The following is a 20,000-nucleotide window of genomic DNA, read 5'->3' as shown; positions in this document are numbered from 1 at the left end:
GGGCATGTATCGGAGAAGTTTCTGTTGGAAATTATCGGTACAGACCACGTCAATTTAAAGCTTAAATGACGTTCTGTAATCGAGTCAAGATTGGTGGCTAATCATATAGTCACAAAGCAAAATTAAACTGAAGAGTTTGATCATGGCTCAGATTGAACGCTGGCGGTATGCTTAACACATGCAAGTCGAACGCTGAAGGGTGCTTGCACCTGGATGAGTGGCGGACGGGTGAGTAATGCATAGGAATCTGCCTATTAGTGGGGGATAACGTGGGGAAACTCACGCTAATACCGCATACGCTCTACGGAGGAAAGCCGGGGACCTTCGGGCCTGGCGCTAATAGATGAGCCTATGTCGGATTAGCTAGTTGGTGGGGTAAAGGCCTACCAAGGCGACGATCCGTAGCTGGTCTGAGAGGATGATCAGCCACACTGGGACTGAGACACGGCCCAGACTCCTACGGGAGGCAGCAGTGGGGAATATTGGACAATGGGCGCAAGCCTGATCCAGCAATACCGCGTGTGTGAAGAAGGCCTGAGGGTTGTAAAGCACTTTCAATGGGAAGGAACACCTATCGGTTAATACCCGGTAGACTGACATTACCCATACAAGAAGCACCGGCTAACTCCGTGCCAGCAGCCGCGGTAATACGGAGGGTGCAAGCGTTAATCGGAATTACTGGGCGTAAAGCGTGCGTAGGCGGTTTTTTAAGTCAGATGTGAAAGCCCTGGGCTTAACCTGGGAACTGCATTTGATACTGGGGAACTAGAGTTGAGTAGAGGAGAGTGGAATTTCAGGTGTAGCGGTGAAATGCGTAGAGATCTGAAGGAACACCAGTGGCGAAGGCGGCTCTCTGGACTCAAACTGACGCTGAGGTACGAAAGCGTGGGTAGCAAACAGGATTAGATACCCTGGTAGTCCACGCCGTAAACGATGTCAACTAACCGTTGGGTTCTTAAAGAACTTAGTGGTGGAGCTAACGTATTAAGTTGACCGCCTGGGGAGTACGGCCGCAAGGCTAAAACTCAAATGAATTGACGGGGGCCCGCACAAGCGGTGGAGCATGTGGTTTAATTCGATGCAACGCGAAGAACCTTACCTACCCTTGACATCCTCGGAACTTGTCAGAGATGACTTGGTGCCTTCGGGAACCGAGAGACAGGTGCTGCATGGCTGTCGTCAGCTCGTGTCGTGAGATGTTGGGTTAAGTCCCGTAACGAGCGCAACCCTTATCCTTAGTTGCCAGCGGTTCGGCCGGGAACTCTAGGGAGACTGCCGGTGATAAACCGGAGGAAGGTGGGGACGACGTCAAGTCATCATGGCCCTTATGGGTAGGGCTACACACGTGCTACAATGGTCGGTACAGAGGGTTGCGAACTCGCGAGAGCCAGCCAATCCCAAAAAGCCGATCCTAGTCCGGATTGCAGTCTGCAACTCGACTGCATGAAGTCGGAATCGCTAGTAATCGCGGATCAGAATGCCGCGGTGAATACGTTCCCGGGCCTTGTACACACCGCCCGTCACACCATGGGAGTGGGTTGCAAAAGAAGTAGGTAGTTTAACCTTCGGGAGGGCGCTTACCACTTTGTGATTCATGACTGGGGTGAAGTCGTAACAAGGTAGCCCTAGGGGAACCTGGGGCTGGATCACCTCCTTACAAAGACAGAACACCTGATACGTGCTCACAACAAATTATTTCGATTGAAAGACGCACCTGGGTCTGTAGCTCAGTTGGTTAGAGCGCACCCCTGATAAGGGTGAGGTCGGAGGTTCAAATCCTCCCAGACCCACCAACTAACGAAAAAGGCGAAAGTCTTAATCACATCGGGGCCATAGCTCAGCTGGGAGAGCGCCTGCCTTGCACGCAGGAGGTCGGGAGTTCGATCCTCCCTGGCTCCACCATAGCCACATGAGTGGATAAACGTCGCGTCGAACCTGCCAAGATACCGATAGCAACGCTATAAGACTTGATGATCAATGCCGGAAGGCCGTGATCGAAACTCAGGGTTTATAGCATTGATATTCGTATCAATAGCTCTTTAACAATATGGAAATCTGTAAAGTCTTGATCGGAAACGATCAAAACTGAAGCGTAATGCGAATTGAAACGCGCGTCAGCCGCAAGGCCAAGACGAACGTCAAAAACGCAAAGCGTTCTCAAGCAATACATCAGCGAACATGTCAGCGACTGATAACCAAAATACAGACGTATTCGGGTTATATGGTCAAGTGAATAAGCGCATACGGTGGATGCCTAGGCAGTAAGAGGCGATGAAAGACGTGGTAGCCTGCGAAAAGCGTCGGGGAGGTGGCAAACAACCTTTGATCCGGCGATCTCTGAATGGGGCAACCCGGCCAGCATAAGCTGGTCATCTTTGAGTGAATACATAGCTCACTGAAGCGAACCCGGAGAACTGAAACATCTAAGTACCCGGAGGAAAAGAAATCAACCGAGATTCCCTAAGTAGTGGCGAGCGAACGGGGACTAGCCCTTAAGCTAGATTTAGGTTAGTGGAACGGTCTGGAAAGTCCGGCGATACAGGGTGATAGCCCCGTACACGAAAACCTGTTTTTAGTGAAATCGAGTAGGTCGGCGCACGTGAAACGTTGACTGAATATGGGGGGACCATCCTCCAAGGCTAAATACTCCTTACTGACCGATAGTGAACCAGTACCGTGAGGGAAAGGCGAAAAGAACCGCGGAGAGCGGAGTGAAATAGAACCTGAAACCGTATGCGTACAAGCAGTGGGAGCCCCTTCGTGGGGTGACTGCGTACCTTTTGTATAATGGGTCAGCGACTTACATTTTGTGGCAAGCTTAACCGAATAGGGGAGGCGTAGGGAAACCGAGTCTTAATAGGGCGTTTAGTCGCAAGGTGTAGACCCGAAACCGGGCGATCTATCCATGACCAGGTTGAAGGTGTGGTAACACACACTGGAGGACCGAACCCACTCCCGTTGAAAAGGTAGGGGATGAGTTGTGGATCGGAGTGAAAGGCTAATCAAGCTCGGAGATAGCTGGTTCTCCTCGAAAGCTATTTAGGTAGCGCCTCGTGTATCGCTTCTGGGGGTAGAGCACTGTTTCGGCTAGGGGGTCATCCCGACTTACCAACCCGATGCAAACTCCGAATACCAGAAAGTGCAAGCACGGGAGACACACGGCGGGTGATAAGGTCCGTCGTGAAAAGGGAAACAGCCCAGACCGTCAGCTAAGGTCCCCAAATCTATGCTCAGTGGGAAACGATGTGGAAAGGCCCAGACAGCCAGGAGGTTGGCTTAGAAGCAGCCACCCTTTAAAGAAAGCGTAATAGCTCACTGGTCGAGTCGGTCTGCGCGGAAGATTTACCGGGGCTAAGCATAGTACCGAAGCTACGGATTTACGCGTAAGCGTGAGTGGTAGAGGAGCGTTCTGTACGCCTGCGAAGGTCGATTGAGAAGTCGGCTGGAGGTATCAGAAGTGCGAATGCTGACATAAGTAACGATAAAGGGAGTGAAAAACTCCCTCGCCGAAAACCCAAGGTTTCCTGCGCAACGTTAATCGACGCAGGGTTAGTCGGCACCTAAGGCGAGGCCGAAAGGCGTAGTCGATGGAAAACAGGTTAATATTCCTGTACCGGATGTAACTGCGATGGGGTGACGGAGAAGGCTATATCAGCTGACGGTTGGAAGTGTCAGTTTAAGCAGGTAGGCAGGACTCTTAGGCAAATCCGGGAGTCTATATGCTGAGAAGTGATGACGACTCTGCTTGCAGAGGAAGTGATAGATGCCCAGCTTCCAAGAAAAACCTCTAAGCTTCAGGTTACATGCGGCCGTACCCTAAACCGACACAGGTGGGTGGGATGAAAATTCTAAGGCGCTTGAGAGAACCCAGGTGAAGGAACTAGGCAAAATGATACCGTAACTTCGGGAGAAGGTATGCCGTTGATAAGTGAAGTCCCTCGCGGATGGAGCGTAAGGCGGTTGCAAAAAATCGGTGGCTGCGACTGTTTAGCAAAAACATAGCACTCTGCAAACACGAAAGTGGACGTATAGGGTGTGACGCCTGCCCGGTGCTGGAAGGTTAATTGATGGGGTTATCTTCGGAGAAGCTCTTGATCGAAGCCCCAGTAAACGGCGGCCGTAACTATAACGGTCCTAAGGTAGCGAAATTCCTTGTCGGGTAAGTTCCGACCTGCACGAATGGCGTAACGATGGCCACACTGTCTCCACCTGGGACTCAGTGAAATTGAAATCGCTGTGAAGATGCAGTGTACCCGCGGCTAGACGGAAAGACCCCGTGCACCTTTACTATAGCTTGACACTGGACTTTGAACCTACTTGTGTAGGATAGGTGGGAGGCTGTGAAGCCCCGGCGCCAGCCGGGGTGGAGCCAACCTTGAAATACCACCCTGGTATGTTTGGAGTTCTAACCTCGACCCGTGATCCGGGTTAGGGACAGTGTCTGGTGGGTAGTTTGACTGGGGCGGTCTCCTCCCAAAGAGTAACGGAGGAGCACGAAGGTACCCTCAGCCTGGTCGGAAATCAGGCAATGAGTGCAAAGGCATAAGGGTGCTTGACTGCGAGACGGACAAGTCGAGCAGGTACGAAAGTAGGTCTTAGTGATCCGGTGGTTCTGTATGGAAGGGCCATCGCTCAACGGATAAAAGGTACGCCGGGGATAACAGGCTGATACCGCCCAAGAGTTCATATCGACGGCGGTGTTTGGCACCTCGATGTCGGCTCATCACATCCTGGGGCTGAAGCAGGTCCCAAGGGTATGGCTGTTCGCCATTTAAAGTGGTACGCGAGCTGGGTTCAGAACGTCGTGAGACAGTTCGGTCCCTATCTGCCGTGGGCGTTTGAGATTTGAGGGAAGCTGCTTCTAGTACGAGAGGACCGAAGTGGACGAACCTCTGGTGTTCCAGTTGTCCTGCCAAGGGCATTGCTGGGTAGCCACGTTCGGACAGGATAACCGCTGAAAGCATCTAAGCGGGAAGCCCCTCCCAAGATGAGATCTCACTGGGACTATAAGTCCCCTGAAGGGCCGTTGGAGACGACGACGTTGATAGGCACGGTGTGGAAGTCCAGTAATGGGCGTAGCTAACGTGTACTAATTGCCCGTGAGGCTTGACCATATAACACCCAATGCGTTTGGGTCAGTTGACAAAAAGCTGAAGGCTAAGAGAACCATCGCATACAGATTTCCATGAAGACAGGTTAAGGCCAAAGTCCCACCCTGTGCATGACGGTTGAGTCCAAAGGACGTCAACCAACACCCTTTGCTTGGTGACCATAGCGAGCGTGAACCACCCGATCCCATCCCGAACTCGGAAGTGAAACCGCTTTGCGCCGATGATAGTGTGGCAGTTTGCCATGTGAAAGTAGGTCATCGCCAAGCTCCAAAACCAAAAGCCCATTCAGCTTTGAATGGGCTTTTTTTTTGGCCAGTGCTTTGGTAAATCTCCAGATGGAGCCTTGTTCGCTTTACATGTTACAAGTCATCGTAAGTCATAATTCTGTAAACCGAATATGCAGGCTGCTCATAAGGGTGTGCTTCCAGCAAGGCGGCAACTGCTTGTTTAACCCGGTTTTCAACGCAGACCATCTCGACTTTATATTCAAAGGTCCTTTCCAATTTATCTATCTCGCCGACATGTGGTCGGCTCTTTTCAAGAGGCCTGAACTGTCCTTGTCCTAATGTCTGCCATGCACAGCAATCGTAACCTGCATATTCCCCGGCGCCAGCGGCGAATAATGCATTTTTGACTGTTTCCAGATGGCTGGCGGGAACATAAAAACAGAGTTGATACATAGACTATTGGTGATGATAGGGTTGTATATCGAAGTTTTGTACTTGAATGTTTCTTAGTGCGCCGGATTTATCCAGATAAACATAGGCGGCGGCTATCATTAGCAACGTTGCCAGAACCGCGAAGCTTATTTTCCAGAAGCTGTAGGGGCGCTCACCCTGCACTTTGCCGGTCCTGCCGTTGATGACGAAGCGGTAGGATTTGTCCCGGTAACGAAAGCCCGCGGACCATACCGGTAACAGGCAATGCTTGAAAGTCGAGCCACTGTGGTGTGTGTTGACCTGATGTATGCGCTGATGATCGCCGCCGATGTCGTTGCAAATGTCTCGGTAAATCTGGTTGTCCATGATTTGTCTCGCCAAATCGAAGCCTTCCGCTAGCTCCACCTGATAATACTCGCTACGAAAGCCGCTCAAATAATTTTCATCATATGGAAGCAACGCCTCCAAGTCCCACGGTTGCAGGGCATCCAGAATCGTGCGTGGTAACGAGCGGCTGGCTCCCACCAACACATCGTCAAAAAAGCGGCTGACCTGGCCGTTGACCGGCGTCCAGCGTATCTTGGGCACTTGCCGTGTTTCAGTGACTAACCGGTTATTGCGCATGACCTGTACTTCTTGTTGTACATAATAGACATCGCCACGTTCGCCACTGTAACGGCTCAATGTTTGGCTGTCGAAGGTCCAGAAGGGCAGATACACGCCGGTCAATTTACTGTCGCTACGCGCATATTTCTTGATCGCATTCGGCGCAAACCACAGGCCGTTAATCCATCGCTGAAAGCGTTGGCGTGCGGTGGCTTCGTCAATCTGGAAAGGCAACAGCGATTTGGGTTGTATCGGTTTGATGTCGTCCGTGCCGGTGACAATGGGCGTACCGCAGAATGGGCATTCGCCGGCGTGGTTTTTGGCTTCGAACTGAAAACCGGCTCCGCAGCCGTTGCAATGAATGCTTGGCGTGCTGGCTTTGGTGCGTCTTTCCACCACCTGACTGAGGGCTTGTTTCAGGTCGTATTCTTCAATGAGGCCGGAGCGCAGTTCGATGCGGTTTTCGGTCCCGCAATGTTCGCAGACCAAAAGCTCGGTGCCTGGCGCGTATTTCAATACCGAACCACATTGCCGGCAGGGAAATTGTAATGTGCCGGCCACTCTGCGGACGAGTGCTTTGGCGAGAGTGGGCATTTATTGGTTTGGGGTTGGTGGAATGGGTGGTGGAGTTTGCGCAAAAGCCGAAGCCAAGGCCGCCACTTTGTCGGCCGGTGTCCACTCTATCAATTCCTGGCTCCAGATCAGGGTTTGCCGCGTGACTTCGCCGGTTTTGATCTTCTGCGTCAGGGTAAGCAGATCGAAAGGGCCCTGTTGCTGGCCGTTGATGGCCGCGAAATATACTAGAGCGCTGGGTAGCGGCGGCGGGGTGGTCGTTTGCGTGGCGTCATGACTCATACTTTGGCCGAGATTTTTTGCCATCGCAAATCCCATTCCCAAGCCAATGCCTTCGCCGGCTGCACCGGAAGGATTTTGCGCAGCCGCGGCCAGGGCTTCCGCGGTCTGGAATTGGGTGTAACGGCCCAAGTCGCCGATGATACCCATGCTGGTCCTTTTGTCCAATGCGGCCTCGACTTCCGGCGGTAGCGAAATGTTTTCCACCAGCATTTGCATCACATCCAGGCCATAACTAACAAACTCGGGCCGGATTTTTTCGGTGACGAAAGCGCCAAGTTCGTTGTAATTGCCGGATAAATCCAGTATCGGTATGCCGGATTCACCCAGAATGTCGGCGAAGCGCGACACGATCAAATTACGCAATTGGTCGGCGATATCCCCGGTCTGGAAATGGCCGCCGGTGCCGACGATTTCCTTGATAAAGACCTTGGGGTCGGCGATGCGTATCGTATAAGTGCCGAAGGCTCGCAGACGCACAGGACCGAATTCCTTGTCGCGCAGCATGACGGGATTCTTGGTGCCCCATTTCAAGTCGGTGAAACGGCGCATATTGAAAAAGTACACTTCCGCCTTGAACGGACTGGAAAAACCATGCGGCCAGCTTTCCAGCGTGGTCAGAATCGGCATGTTGCGGGTATCCAGCTGGTACAAGCCGGGCTCGAAAACGTCCGCAATTCGGCCTTCGCTGACCAGTATCGCGGTTTGCGCTTCACGCACCGTCAGCATCGCGCCGTATTTGATTTCATTGCCATAGCGCTCGAAACGGTAAACCATGGTGTTTTGGCTGTCATCGGTCCATTCGATCACATCGATGAACTCGCCGAATAGTTTGTCTAGGATGCCCACGCTGTTTACTCTCAATTCATCTTTGTTTGCAAAAACCTAATTTTTACGCAGTGCGTACCTACATTTCTTTTTTGGCCTGAGCCGAAATCAAGGTCTTTCTCAACTCATCCTCGCACTGCTGGAGTTGCAATACCGCTTCGCTGCGCATTTTTTTGCCTTGATCGGCGATTTGCAGGCTTTCTTCTATTGTTGCGATCAAGGCCTGATTGGCTTGTTTCACCACTTCGATGTCGAATACGCCACGCTCCAATTGCTTGCGGGTTTCGGCATTCGCCAGTTTGAGGTTTTCCGCGTTGGCGGCCAATAGTTCATTGGTCAGATCGGTGGCGGCCTTGACAGTTTGCGCAGCTTCGGAACTCCGGAAAATCGTGACGGCGGTAGCGAGTTGTTGTCGCCACAGTGGAATCGTGTTGACGATGGTCGAATTGATCTTGTTGATCAGGCCTTTATCGTTTTCTTGCACCAAACGGATGCTGGGCAGGCTTTGCATGGCGACTTGCCGAGTCAGGCGCAAGTCATGAATGCGCCGTTCCAGGTCGTCGCGGGCGCTACGCAAATCGCGCAGGTTTTGCGCAGCCAGCATATCCTGGCCGGCTTCGGCAGTGGCAGCTTGCTGCGGGATGATCACCTGATCCAATTCGCGCAGTTTTTCGTCGCCGGCGGCGATGTAGTCTTCCAGGGTGTGAAAATAGTCCAAGTTGGCCTGATACAGCCGGTCCAGCGCAGCGACATCGGTCAGCAGCTTGGTCTTGTGTTTTTCCAGCTTGTCGGTGATGGCGTCGATTTGTTTGCGCACTTCTTCGTATTGCTGGACGAATTTGATCACCGGCTTGGTCTTGCCCAGCAATTTGTCGAAAAAGCCTTGTTTCTTGTTCGGATCGAGCTCATCGACATCAAAACCGCGGATCGTGGCGACCATTTCGTTCAAATCGTCGCCAGCCGGTCCTATTTCCTTGTTCTTCACGCCTTCCAGCATTCTGTCGGACACGGTGGTCAATTGCTCCTGGGCCTTGCTGCCGAAGAACAGGATAGACTGGCTGTCCCGTAAATCGATTTGCTGCAATAACTCGCGAATCTTCAGTTGTTTTTCCGCTGGAGCTTCGGCCAACGGTGTGATGTCGGTTGTTATGCCTGGCACGATTTCCTGTCCTGTCGTTTGCGCCGCGACATCGGCTGCTATCGCTGTGTTCAATGGCTGTATTTGTTCACTCATAACGGATTGTCCTCTTGAAGCAAATGATGGGGTCACATGATGCCTTCGCGTTTGAGCTGCGCGGTCAACACTTCGATTTTAACGTCTAAATCAAACACATCCTCTTCCAGCAGCTTTTGTTGCTGTTCCAGAAAAGCGGATTCTATCGCCTCCAAAGCCTGGCGAAAATTCTGTTCCAGCGCTTGCGAGGTGGTTTGTTGATGGGTTTTGGCATAGCCTTGAATGACTTGTTGCACGTTTTCCAGATACACATTCAAGAATTTTCGGGCACGCCGAATCCCGCGCGGGTCGGCTTCCAGATCGGCGATCACGCCCTCCGCGATCTGGCAAATAGTGGCTATGCGCTGATTCAGTTCGTCGTGGCGAATGGCTCGATTGGCCTGATCGATGCTGCTGATAATGGCATAGGCGTCGGCGAGGGTTTTACGGATTTCGTCCGCGGAATAACCATCCGCGGCCAGTACGGGCGAGATTTGCCGGCTATCGAAGCCATAGCTCAAGTACATACCCAAAAATGCACCGCCGGCATACAGCAAGGCAATGGTCCAGGATTGACCCGCGCCAAGCGTTGCCAACAAACCCGTTGTCAATGCCACCAAAATCGCCGACAGCAATTTCAATGGCCATCGGGATGGGTTTTTCAGTTTGCTACGTGAGTCGGTGCGCTCGGCCTTCAGTCCCTTGCGCAAGCAAATCGCCGCCAGGCTATACAAGCTAAAGGCTCCTGCGTTGATCAGTACTGTCATGACATGGCCCTTGAGCAAGCCGATCACGGTTGCGGGAATCAGTGCCAGCGGCAGAAAATAAAGTAACAACCCGCGCGGCGAATATTGGCTTAAACTGTTGCCAGTGAAACGTTTGGCTGATTTCAGCGGTGCAAATCCGTTCATGATGCGATACCAAGCCGGATTGGTTGCAGAGCATTTGATGAAGCCTGCATGGGGTCCGCCTTGACCAGAGACTGACAAGTTGCCAAACCCATCGTCGACAGCAACAAAATAAAACCCAGCAACCTTAAAAAGAATCGGGACATCCTATATACCTTTTTTGATGACGAGATCTGGCTTTGTAGCCTAAACATGTAGTTCAGTCCATGACAATCTGCTTAATTTGAGCTTATACGAGCTAATTATTTCCGTGGGATTTGAAAAGCGCTCAATGATTACTCAGCCCACTTTTAGCAGTCCGCGCTTTTTTAGGCAAACGCGCATGGCGAATGGTGTTTCCATTACGGGCAAGGCGCAACGGCGAATCGAATAATAAAGACGAAAATTGATGAAAGGAAAAGTTTTTATTTACATGGCTGCGATCATGCTCCTGGCGGGTATGGTATTCGCTGCCTGGCGGTTTTTTTACTCGGATACGTCCAAATCGCAGGAGCAGACGCAAACATCGGTGCCCGAGCCTCATTACAACCTGCGCTTGGGGCTCAATCTCAGTGCGGATAGTGCGTTACATGCCGCCGCGCAAAGGTTTGCACAGCAGGTTTCCGCGCGTAGCGGCGGTAGGATCGAGGTAACGTTGTACCCCGACCAGTTGCTGGGTACCGATGAGCAAATGATTGAGATGGCCAGGGAAGGCAAGCTCGATTTGCTGCTGACGCCGACCGCCAAGCTCAGTGTCGACGTGCCGGCCATGCAATACGCTGATTTACCGTTCTATTTTGCCGATCGGTCCGAACTGTACACGATGCTCGATGGCGAGCCGGGTAAGTTACTGTTGAGCAAACTTTATGATATCGGTTTGGTTGGTATCGCCTTTTGGGAAAACGGTTTTAAGCAATTCACCGCCAATCGTCCGATACGGCGTCCGGAAGATTTTACCGGCTTACGCATTCGCACGATGAAAAGTCGCTTATTGATGGATCAGTTTAGCGCCATGCATGCCGAACCGGTCGTAATCGATTTTGCCACGCTTTATCAAGCCTTGGCCGACGGCGCCGTCGATGGGCAAGAAAATCCGCTGGTCGCGATCGCCGGTAAACGGCTGTATGAGGTGCAAAAACATTTGACGCTCAGTAATCATGCCTGGCTGGGCTACGTTTTTTCAGCCAGCCGCAAGGTGCTCGAGAGTTTGCCGCAAGACCTGCGGAATCTGATCATCGATACGGCCCGCGAACTGACAACCTGGGAACGCGAAGAAACCGCCCGGCGAGAAATTGCATTTTTGGACACCATACGTGCGGCAGGTGTCGAAATTCATGAGTTGAGTGACGAAGAACGCCAGCGATTTGTCGAGGCGCTAACACCGATTGCACGCCGCTATGGTTTTGACGTGGGTTACGATTTGCTGGCCAAGACCGACGAATTGCGAACTTTGGCATTACTGGCGCAGGCCGAAAAGAACAATCTGCCCGCTATCTCATTACCTTGGTTGATTGGCCTTGATGCGGATTTGTCCGGTACCGGTTTGGTGGCGGGGGGATCGATCTTGCGCGGCATGGAAATGGCCGTCGCTGACATCAATGCCAAGGGCGGTATCCTGGGACGGCCACTGCGTATAGTTGCCCGCGATCACCGGCAAAATCCACAGCGCGGCATCCAGAATATGGAGGCTTTCGATGGCATGCCGGGTATGTTGGCGATCATGGGGGGCATGCAGGCCAGCATTGTGCAGGACGAATTGGAAGCCATTCATCGCCTGCAAATACCGGTGTTGATTCCCTGGGCGGCCGGCAGCGGGGTTATTCATCATGATTACCGGCCCAGTTATACGTTTCGGGTTTCCATCGATGATGGTTGGGCCGCTCCGTTTTTGCTCGAACACGCCCAGCGTCGAGGCCGACACGTTGCCGTCCTATTGGAACAATCAGCCTGGGGGCGCAGCAATGAAGAAGCCCTGAAACCCGTGATCGCCAAATTTCCACCCGACACGATCGAGTTGGAATGGTTGAATCGGGGGGAAACCGATTTTTCGGCGCGACTGGCCGAATTGCAGAGCCGTGGTGTCGACGTCCTGTTGTTGGTGGCAACGGCGCCGGAAAGCAAAGCCTTGGTCGAAGCCATGGCGCAAATGGAAAAGCCCATGCCGATCTATGCCCACTGGGGATTTACAGGTGGCAAATTTTGGCAGCAAAGCCATAATGCACTGAACAAAGTCGATTTACGTTTCGTTCAGACCATCCTAATCGAAAATAACAAAAGAAATACCCGTGTGACTGTATTTACCGAACAGTATCGCGCTCACTATGGCCTGGCGGAAATCGACCCCATTCCGGCGCCGATTGGCGCCGTGCATGCTTACGATCTGGTTCAAATCCTGGCTCTTGCGGTACGACAAGCGGGTAATGGCGATCATGCCGCAATTCAAGCCGCCCTGGAAACATTGAAAAAACCTTATGCCGGCATCGTTCGCGATTATCATCCGCCCTTTACCTCGGATCGCCATGATGCGTTGGGACCGGAGGTGCTGCGTTTAGCCCGCTACGATAGATGGGGGCGCGTCGTCGAGGCCGAATGATGAAGCCAAAGTCGTTGTTCGCTTTGAATCATAGTCTGCGCGGACGGATTATCTGGATGTTTGGCAGCTTCGTCGTGATGGCGATGCTGAGCGTCTCGGCAGTGGTGGGGTATCGCTTGATCGGCTTGCTGACGGAATCCTTGGAAAACGATCTGGACAAGCGTTTCGAAGTTGATGCCGGCCAACTTGAGCAACGGTTTGATTACTTGCTGGAAAGTGTTCAAGTCTTGGCGAAGAATCCCTTGGTCATTAACGGTATTAGCGATACCCAAGGGCGTAAAACGTATTTACCCAAATTGGTGGCGAATTTTGAGGAGGGGCGCGATGTCAAGATCGTGGCCTTATTGGATTTTGATGGGCGCCCCATTTATTCGAGTCAGCCGGATTTGCCGACCTATCAAGACTCGCCGGAACTACGCACGGCCTTGAATTTCGGTGTGGTCGGCCAGGCCATCGATGTCGAACACAAGCTTTGGCACGTATTCGTGCCGGTCGTGTACTACGGTACCACCCAGGCGGCGCTGCTGGTCGCTTTCGATCTGCCGGCCATCGCCAGACGTGCGTTGCCGGCGGAATCCGACTCGCGTCTTGGTCTGTTCAGCGGCAATCAGACGCTATGCATCCTGGGGGATATACCGGCGGCGGATGCGATGGTTAAGCGGGGAAGGCTGTCGGATAGTCCGGGGTCCACCAATCTGGCCGGCTTGGATCTGGAGGTAGAGGTTGCGATGTCGCGGCAAAAAGTGTTGGCGCCCGCCAAGACGGCGATTCGCGATGTTGCGATGCTGGGCTTGCTGCTGACGATAATCGGCATTGGCCTGGCGTCCTGGTTTGGCTATCGTCTGGCCCGGCCGATTCTGATTTTGTGTCAACGCGCGGCGTTAGCCGATGGCAGTCCGGAGCGTCGTTGTGCCCCACTCGGCACCGGAGACGAACTGGAGGAGCTGGCGGCGATTTTCGACCAGCGAACCGAGGCGTTGCGATCGGTACAGGCCGGCTTGGAAAACGAGGTCAAGGCGCGAACCCATGAACTGGAAGAGGCCAAAGAAAAAGCCGAGGCCGCCAATCGTGCCAAAAGCCTGTTTTTGGCCAATATGAGTCACGAACTGCGCACGCCGATGAATGCCATCCTGGGATTTTCCGGCCTGATGCAGCGCGATCCGACGATTTCCGACAGCCAGCGGGAAAGCTTGGACATCATCAACCGCAGCGGAGATCATTTGTTGCGTTTGATCAACGATGTACTGGATATGGCCAAGATCGAATCCGGCCGGATCGAACTGGACATTGCCGCATTTGATTTGGGGGCGTTGGTGCGCGATATTACTGATATGATGCACCAGCGTGCCGAGGAAAAAGGCTTACGGCTGTTGATAGACCAGTCGTCCCATTTTCCGCGCTTCATCCGGAGCGACGAGGCGAAATTACGCCAAATCATCACCAATTTGATCGGCAATGCCGTCAAGTTTACCGAGCGAGGTTGCATAACCTTGCGCTTGAACGCGAAGAATAGGGATGAAACTTCATGGTTGACCATCGAAGTGGAAGATACCGGCATTGGCGTCGCACCGGAAGATCAACCGCGCATTTTCGATGCCTTCATCCAGGCTGGTAAAACCAGCAACCACAAAGGTACAGGCTTGGGCCTGGCGATCTCACGTCAATTTATTCAATTATTGGGTGGAAGCCTGACCTTGGTCAGTACACTGGGTAAAGGCTCTCTGTTCAAGGCTGAATTGCCGGTGGAATTGGCCCATGAGCATGAATTGGTAGCACCGGAGCCGCAACGCGGCATGGTCATAGGGATAGAAGCGGGTCAAATCGATTATCGAATCTTGATCGTCGAAGATCAGTTGGAAAATACGCTGTTACTGAAAAAGTTGCTGGAAAACGTCGGTTTCCAGGTAAAAACCGCGGAAAACGGTCAACAAGGCGTGGAAGTCTTCAAAAGCTGGTTGCCGCATTTCATTTGGATGGATAGACGCATGCCGGTCATGGATGGCATGGAGGCTACTCAGCACATTCGCGAGCTGGAAGGTGGCCAAACCGTCAAGATCGTTGCACTGACAGCGTCGGTGTTCAAGGAACAGCAACAGGAAATGCTGGATGCAGGCATGGACGATCTGATACGCAAACCTTATCGAGCGGACGAGATTTTCGCCTGCATGAGCAAGCACCTGGGCGTGCGCTTCGTTTATCAAGGTGCCGAACGCGAGGATGAAAGAACTCATGCCGAGTTGTCTTCGGGTGAATTGGCTGGGCTACCGGCGGCATTACGTGACGAACTGAAGGAAGCCCTGATTTCCTTATACGAAGAGCCGATAGCCGAAGCCATCGCCAAAGTCAGCGCGTTTAATGCCGATCTCGGCAAAAAACTGCGCCGGCATGCCGATAACCTGGAATACGCCAAGATTTTCCAGGTCTTGCAAAACGATGCGCCTCAATGAATGCGGCACAACCAGTCAAAACGATTAGACAGCCCTGATAAACGTTCGGCCCCGATGTAGGATGGGTTGAACGGCATGTAAAATCAACGGGTCGAGCTTTATAATGACGGGTTTTTCTCGACTAAACGTCATTATGTCCGTCAACGATACTCTAAAACGACTTGGCAAAAGCCTTGGTAATTGCATGAGCGCCGACCGCCACGGCTTCAAACGCCAACTGGATAGGCTGCGCGGCGAGGCAGGAAAGGGCAAAGAAGTAAGCGGGCAATTGCAGCAGTTGGCTGACAAGATCGAGCGCTCCATCAGTCGCTGTAACCAGCGCAAGGCGTCCGTGCCGGTGATCAATTACCCGGATTTGCCGGTCAGCGGCAAGAAGGACGAGATCGCGGAACTGATCAAGAACCACCAAGTCACCATCGTCTGCGGCGAGACCGGCTCCGGCAAGACCACGCAGTTGCCGAAGATTTGCCTGGAAATCGGCCGCGGCGTCAGCGGCATGATAGGACACACCCAGCCCAGAAGAATAGCGGCCCGCACCGTGGCCGATCGCATCGCCGAGGAATTAGGCCAGGCCATTGGCAACACGGTCGGTTACAAGGTGCGCTTTCACGACCAGACCGCGCCGAATTCGCTGGTCAAATTGATGACAGACGGTATCCTGCTGGCCGAGACCCAGAACGACCGTTATCTGAATCAATACGACACGCTGATCATAGACGAGGCTCACGAGCGCAGCCTGAACATCGACTTTTTGCTGGGCTATCTGCGCTGGTTGTTACCGAAACGGCCTGATTTGAAAGTCATCATTACCTCGGCGACCATTGATCCCGAGCGTTTTGCCCAGCATTTCGGCGGCGCGCCGATCGTCAATGTGTCCGGCCGTACCTATCCGGTGGACATTCGCTACCGGCCCATTGAACAAATCGAAGAAGACGACGAAACGTCGGCCGATTTGCAGCAGGCCATTCTGGATGCGGTCGACGAGCTGTATCGGGATTTGCGCGGCGATATCTTGATCTTCCTGAGCGGCGAGCACGAGATCCGCGAAACGACCGAATCCTTGCGCAAGTCGCACCACAACAGCCGCTATGAAGTATTGCCGCTGTATTCCAAACTCAGCGTGGCCGAGCAGGAGCGGGTCTTCAAGCCGGCGGGTAACAAGCCGCGCATTGTGCTGGCGACCAACGTCGCCGAAACGTCCTTGACCGTGCCCGGTATCCGTTGCGTGATCGACAGCGGTCACGCCCGTATCAGTCGCTATAGCGCACGCAGCAAGATTCAGCGCCTGCCGATAGAACGCATCTCGCAAGCCAGTGCCAACCAACGGGCAGGGCGCTGCGGCCGGGTCGCCGAAGGTATCTGCATCCGTTTGTATTCCAAGGAAGATTATCTGGCCCGGCCGGAATTCACCGATCCGGAGATTTTGCGTACCAATCTGTCGTCGGTGATCTTGCAGATGGCGGCCTTGAAATTGGGCGACATCGAGGAATTTCCTTTCGTCGAACCGCCGGAAGAGAAAATGGTCCGCGATGGCAAGAATGCCTTGTTCGAGGTCGATGCGTTGGACAAGCAGGGCAACCTGACCGAAACCGGCAAGCAGTTGGCCAAGATTCCGACCGACCCGAAACTGGCGCGCATGCTGTTAGCCGCAGCCGAACTGGGTTCCTTGCATGAGGTGTCTATCATTGTGTCGGCCTTGAGCATCCAGGACCCTCGCGACAAACCGGCCGACAAATTGCCGCAGGCCGAAGCCAAACACGCGCAGTTCAAGGCCGAGGATTCGGACTTCTTGACCTTGCTGAATCTGTGGAATGCCTTCGAGGAGCAGAAAAAACATTTAACCAACAGCAAGCTGCGCAAATATTGCCAGGACAATTTTCTGTCATACATACGCATGCGCGAGTGGCATGACATCCATGCTCAGATCATGCAGGTGGCGCGCGGCGATTTGGGGCTAAAGACCAGCGGCAATCCGGCCAATTACGAGCAGATTCACATGGCGCTGCTGCCGGGCCTGCTGTCCAACATCGGCTTCAGACACGAACAATACGAATATCTGGGCGCCCGCGGCCTGAAGTTCTTCATTTTTCCAGGCTCCGGCCAGCACAAGGCCCGGCCTAAATGGATCATGGCCGCCGAGCAAGTCGAGACCAGCAAGGTCTACGCCCGCACCGTCGCCAAGATCGAGCCGGAATGGATAGAGGCTTGCGCGCAGCACTTGGTCAAGCGCAATTACTACGACCCGCATTGGGAGAAAAACGCCGGCCGCTGCGGCGTCTACGAACGCACGCTGTTGTACGGCTTGACCCTGCAGGCCAAGCGCAAGGTGCCGTACGAAAGCGTCGAGCCCAAGGCGGCGCGCGAGCTGTTCATCCGTCATGCCCTGGTCAATCAGGATTACCATTCCAACGCGCCGTTTTTCAAGGCCAACGAAAAACTGCTGGAGGAGGTGGGTTACATCCAGCATAAGGGTCGCCGCGTCGATCTGGTCGAGGACGAGGAATGGTTGTACCAGTTTTACGACAAGAAACTGCCGGCCGAAGTGGTCAACGGCATCACATTGGACCAATGGCGCAAGAAGATCGAGCGCGACAATCCGAAGATATTGTTTTTGACCAAGGAGGATTTGACCCGTAATGAGGACAATCAAATCAACGACTGGGATTTTCCCGATAGCAAAAAGATCGGCGATTTGACCATAGAACTGCATTACCGCTTCGAACCCGGCCACGACGAGGACGGGGTCACGGCGATCATTCCGGTGCATCAACTGAATCAAATTCGGCAAATGTCGTTCGACTGGCTGGTGCCCGGCATGCTGGAAGAAAAAGTCACGGCGCTGATCAAGGCCTTGCCCAAGCATCTACGCAAGCATTTCGTGCCGGTGCCGAATACCGCCAAGGCTTGTCTGGAAATCGAGCCGGATTTCAAAGGCTCGCTGTACGAATGGCTTTCTAACCGTCTGCGCAAGCTGACCGGCGAGGCAATTCCGTTGAACGAATGGCAGCCGGATGCCTTACCGGAGCATTTGAAAATGAACTTTCGGGTGGTGGATGACAGTGGCAAGGCGTTGGGTTACGGTCGCAACCTAGCCAAATTGCAGGCCCAATTCGCGAGCAAGGCCGGCGACAGTTTCGACAAACTGGCGCAGGAGGAGATGAATTACACCGGCTGCATCGCTTGGGCCTTTGACGATTTGCCCGAAACTTGGCAATTCATGCAAAAAGGCCAGAGCTTTATCGGCTATCCGGCCATCGTCGACGAGGGCGAGACGGTCGGTGTCAGGATTCTGGAAACCCAGCGTAAGGCGGAGTTGGCGCATTTCGATGGTCTGACCAAGCTGTATCAGTTGGTGTGTAAAAGAGAGGCTCAGTACATTCTGAAAAATCACGGCGTATCGCCGGCCTTGCAATTGGCCTACAACCAGTTGCCCAAGCATCCGATTTTGACTGAGCGCGCCGGCGATTTCAAAGCCGATATGTTGCATCTGGTTTTCAGCAGCGTGTTCGTCGAAGGCGCCGAGATTCGCACGCAAGCGGCCTTCGAGCAGCAGTTGACCGAGAAAAAGTCGGCATTGATGATGGTGTGCAACCAGGCCGGCAAGCAAATCAACGAAATCATGGCAAACTACCATTCGATTAGACAGCGGTTGCAACAACCCGGCATTGCACCGGCTACCCAGCTGGATGTGGGAAATCAGCTAGGCTTATTGCTTTATTGCGGCTTCATCCGGCAGACCCCGCTGGCGCAGTTGCAGGCAATTCCGCGTTATTTGAAAGCGATTGAATTCAGGCTGGACAAACAAAAGCCCGATTCGCCCGATGTGCAAGGCCTGCAGCGTTTATGGCAACGGTATTGGCAGCATGTCGAAAAACAGCTGAAAAACGTACAACCGCTTCCGGAAAGGGAGTTGTTTCGTTGGCAGTTGGAGGAATTGCGAGTGTCTTTGTTTGCTCAACAACTCAAGACGGCGTACCCTGTTTCAGTGCAGCGTCTTGAAAAGGCCTGGAACGAAAAAAATTGAAAGGACTCTTAACTGTGATTTAACCAAATCGGGGCAAGCGACATGATTCCCATCAGAGATTCGATACCATGCAATATCAAGCCTTATGTGACGTGGTCCATCATGGCGATTTGCATTGCGGTTTTTCTGTTGATGTTGCTGATGCCCGATCACATGCTGCAGCATTTCCTGTATTTGTATGGCATGGTACCCATCCGCTACACCAATCCGGTATGGGCGCAACATTTCGGTTTGCCGCCCGATCACTATCTGTCGTTTCTGACCAATCTGTTTTTGCACGGTAACTGGGCGCATATTGCCGTCAATATGATGTTCATGTGGATTTTTGCCGACAATATCGAAGACTTGATGGGGCATGGTCGTTTTCTGGTCTTTTATCTGTTGTGTGGCGTGTTGGCGACTTATGCGCAATGGTATTTTTCCCAAAATCTGGTGGTGCCGGTCGTAGGTGCATCGGGAGCCATTGCCGGTGTACTGGGCACCTACTTTTTTCGCTTTCCTTATGCGCGTGTCGCCATCGTGGTGCCGATATTCTTTTTTCCGTTGTTTTTCGAGATTCCGGCCATTGCTTTTTTAGGGCTGTGGGTGATCTGGCAATTGCGGGATATAACCACGGCGGCGATATTTCCAGGGATGGCGATGGATTCTGCTTGGTGGGCGCATTTGGGCGGTTTCGTGGCCGGCGCCGTATTGCACCCATTTTTCATCGATAAATCCAGGGTGCAGGAAGTGGCTGTCGATGATGGCGACGAAGAGGGAACCAAGGTTGATTAAGCGAGT

At 53.1% G+C, this 20,000-nt stretch carries 9 protein-coding genes, 2 tRNA genes and 3 rRNA genes; 9 read left to right on the top strand and 5 right to left on the bottom strand.

Translation table 11 applies throughout. The features are described 5' to 3' along the window. Nucleotides 1–124: 124 nt before the first annotated feature. From NM686_RS13680 to rrf, 5 genes are all read left to right on the top strand, one after another. A 16S ribosomal RNA gene (locus NM686_RS13680) occupies nt 125–1,657 on the top strand. Nucleotides 1,658–1,716: 59 nt separating this feature from the next. Beyond that, a tRNA-Ile gene (locus NM686_RS13675) sits at nt 1,717–1,793 on the top strand. Between the two features lie 33 nt (nt 1,794–1,826). Continuing rightward, nucleotides 1,827–1,902, top strand: a tRNA-Ala gene (locus NM686_RS13670). Between the two features lie 321 nt (nt 1,903–2,223). After that, nucleotides 2,224–5,114, top strand: a 23S ribosomal RNA gene (locus tag NM686_RS13665). A 147-nt stretch (nt 5,115–5,261) separates the two neighbouring features. Next, nucleotides 5,262–5,377 (top strand): 5S ribosomal RNA (rrf, locus tag NM686_RS13660). Together the 16S, 23S and 5S rRNA genes with 2 tRNA genes alongside form the textbook arrangement of a ribosomal RNA operon. A 93-nt stretch (nt 5,378–5,470) precedes the next feature. On the opposite strand, the gene NM686_RS13655 is transcribed toward rrf, so the two are convergent. The 5 genes from NM686_RS13655 to NM686_RS13635 are packed head-to-tail and all read right to left on the bottom strand — an operon-like array spanning nt 5,471 to nt 10,180. Next, nucleotides 5,471–5,791: a hypothetical protein gene (locus NM686_RS13655; RefSeq protein WP_255188394.1), complete on the bottom strand. Its 321-nt coding sequence runs from the start codon at nt 5,789–5,791 to the stop codon at nt 5,471–5,473. Between the two features lie 3 nt (nt 5,792–5,794). Beyond that, nucleotides 5,795–6,970, bottom strand: a complete 1,176-nt coding sequence (locus tag NM686_RS13650) for a hypothetical protein (RefSeq protein ID WP_255188393.1) — start codon at nt 6,968–6,970, stop codon at nt 5,795–5,797. Further along, nucleotides 6,971–8,077 carry an SPFH domain-containing protein gene (locus tag NM686_RS13645; RefSeq protein ID WP_255188392.1) on the bottom strand — a complete coding sequence of 369 codons (1,107 nt, stop codon included), beginning with the start codon at nt 8,075–8,077 and terminating at the stop codon, nt 6,971–6,973. 58 nt (nt 8,078–8,135) lie between these two features. Next, entirely contained in the window at nt 8,136–9,290 is a 1,155-nt protein-coding gene (locus tag NM686_RS13640; protein ID WP_255188391.1) for a toxic anion resistance protein, read from the bottom strand. A gap of 32 nt (nt 9,291–9,322) precedes the next feature. After that, nucleotides 9,323–10,180 carry a 5-bromo-4-chloroindolyl phosphate hydrolysis family protein gene (locus NM686_RS13635; RefSeq protein ID WP_255188390.1) on the bottom strand — a complete coding sequence of 286 codons (858 nt, stop codon included), beginning with the start codon at nt 10,178–10,180 and terminating at the stop codon, nt 9,323–9,325. Between the two features lie 385 nt (nt 10,181–10,565). On the opposite strand from NM686_RS13635, the gene NM686_RS13630 reads away from it, so the two are divergent. The 4 genes from NM686_RS13630 (at nt 10,566) to NM686_RS13615 (ending at nt 19,994) form a co-directional block, all read left to right on the top strand. Beyond that, a complete protein-coding gene (locus tag NM686_RS13630; RefSeq protein WP_269021804.1) occupies nt 10,566–12,749 on the top strand; it encodes a DctP family TRAP transporter solute-binding subunit in 2,184 nt (727 codons plus the stop codon). Beyond that, nucleotides 12,746–15,196, top strand: a complete 2,451-nt coding sequence (locus NM686_RS13625; protein ID WP_255188388.1) for an ATP-binding protein — start codon at nt 12,746–12,748, stop codon at nt 15,194–15,196. The genes NM686_RS13630 and NM686_RS13625 overlap by 4 nt, the downstream gene beginning before the upstream one ends. A 133-nt stretch (nt 15,197–15,329) precedes the next feature. Continuing rightward, a complete protein-coding gene (hrpA, locus tag NM686_RS13620; RefSeq protein ID WP_255188387.1) occupies nt 15,330–19,220 on the top strand; it encodes an ATP-dependent RNA helicase HrpA in 3,891 nt (1,296 codons plus the stop codon). Between the two features lie 42 nt (nt 19,221–19,262). Further along, nucleotides 19,263–19,994 (top strand): rhomboid family intramembrane serine protease, encoded by a 732-nt coding sequence (locus tag NM686_RS13615; protein ID WP_255188386.1) that lies wholly within the window; start codon nt 19,263–19,265, stop codon nt 19,992–19,994. Nucleotides 19,995–20,000: the final 6 nt, after the last annotated feature.

Origin of the sequence: Methylomonas rapida (assembly GCF_024360925.2) — a bacterium.
In the GTDB taxonomy this organism is placed as follows: domain Bacteria; phylum Pseudomonadota; class Gammaproteobacteria; order Methylococcales; family Methylomonadaceae; genus Methylomonas; species Methylomonas rapida.
Note: the sequence above shows the minus strand (reverse complement) of the source record. Positions and strands in the feature narration are given on the sequence as shown.

Bases quoted from the DNA above. Each gene is read 5' to 3' on its own strand.
- NM686_RS13630 (WP_269021804.1), top strand. From the start codon at position 10,566: ATGAAAGGAAAAGTTTTTATTTACATGGCTGCGATCATGCTCCTGGCG.
- NM686_RS13615 (WP_255188386.1), top strand. From the start codon at position 19,263: ATGATTCCCATCAGAGATTCGATACCATGCAATATCAAGCCTTATGTG.
- NM686_RS13635 (WP_255188390.1), bottom strand. From the start codon at position 10,180: ATGAACGGATTTGCACCGCTGAAATCAGCCAAACGTTTCACTGGCAAC.
- NM686_RS13625 (WP_255188388.1), top strand. From the start codon at position 12,746: ATGATGAAGCCAAAGTCGTTGTTCGCTTTGAATCATAGTCTGCGCGGA.
- NM686_RS13650 (WP_255188393.1), bottom strand. From the start codon at position 6,970: ATGCCCACTCTCGCCAAAGCACTCGTCCGCAGAGTGGCCGGCACATTA.
- NM686_RS13655 (WP_255188394.1), bottom strand. From the start codon at position 5,791: ATGTATCAACTCTGTTTTTATGTTCCCGCCAGCCATCTGGAAACAGTC.
- hrpA (WP_255188387.1), top strand. From the start codon at position 15,330: ATGTCCGTCAACGATACTCTAAAACGACTTGGCAAAAGCCTTGGTAAT.
- NM686_RS13640 (WP_255188391.1), bottom strand. From the start codon at position 9,290: ATGAGTGAACAAATACAGCCATTGAACACAGCGATAGCAGCCGATGTC.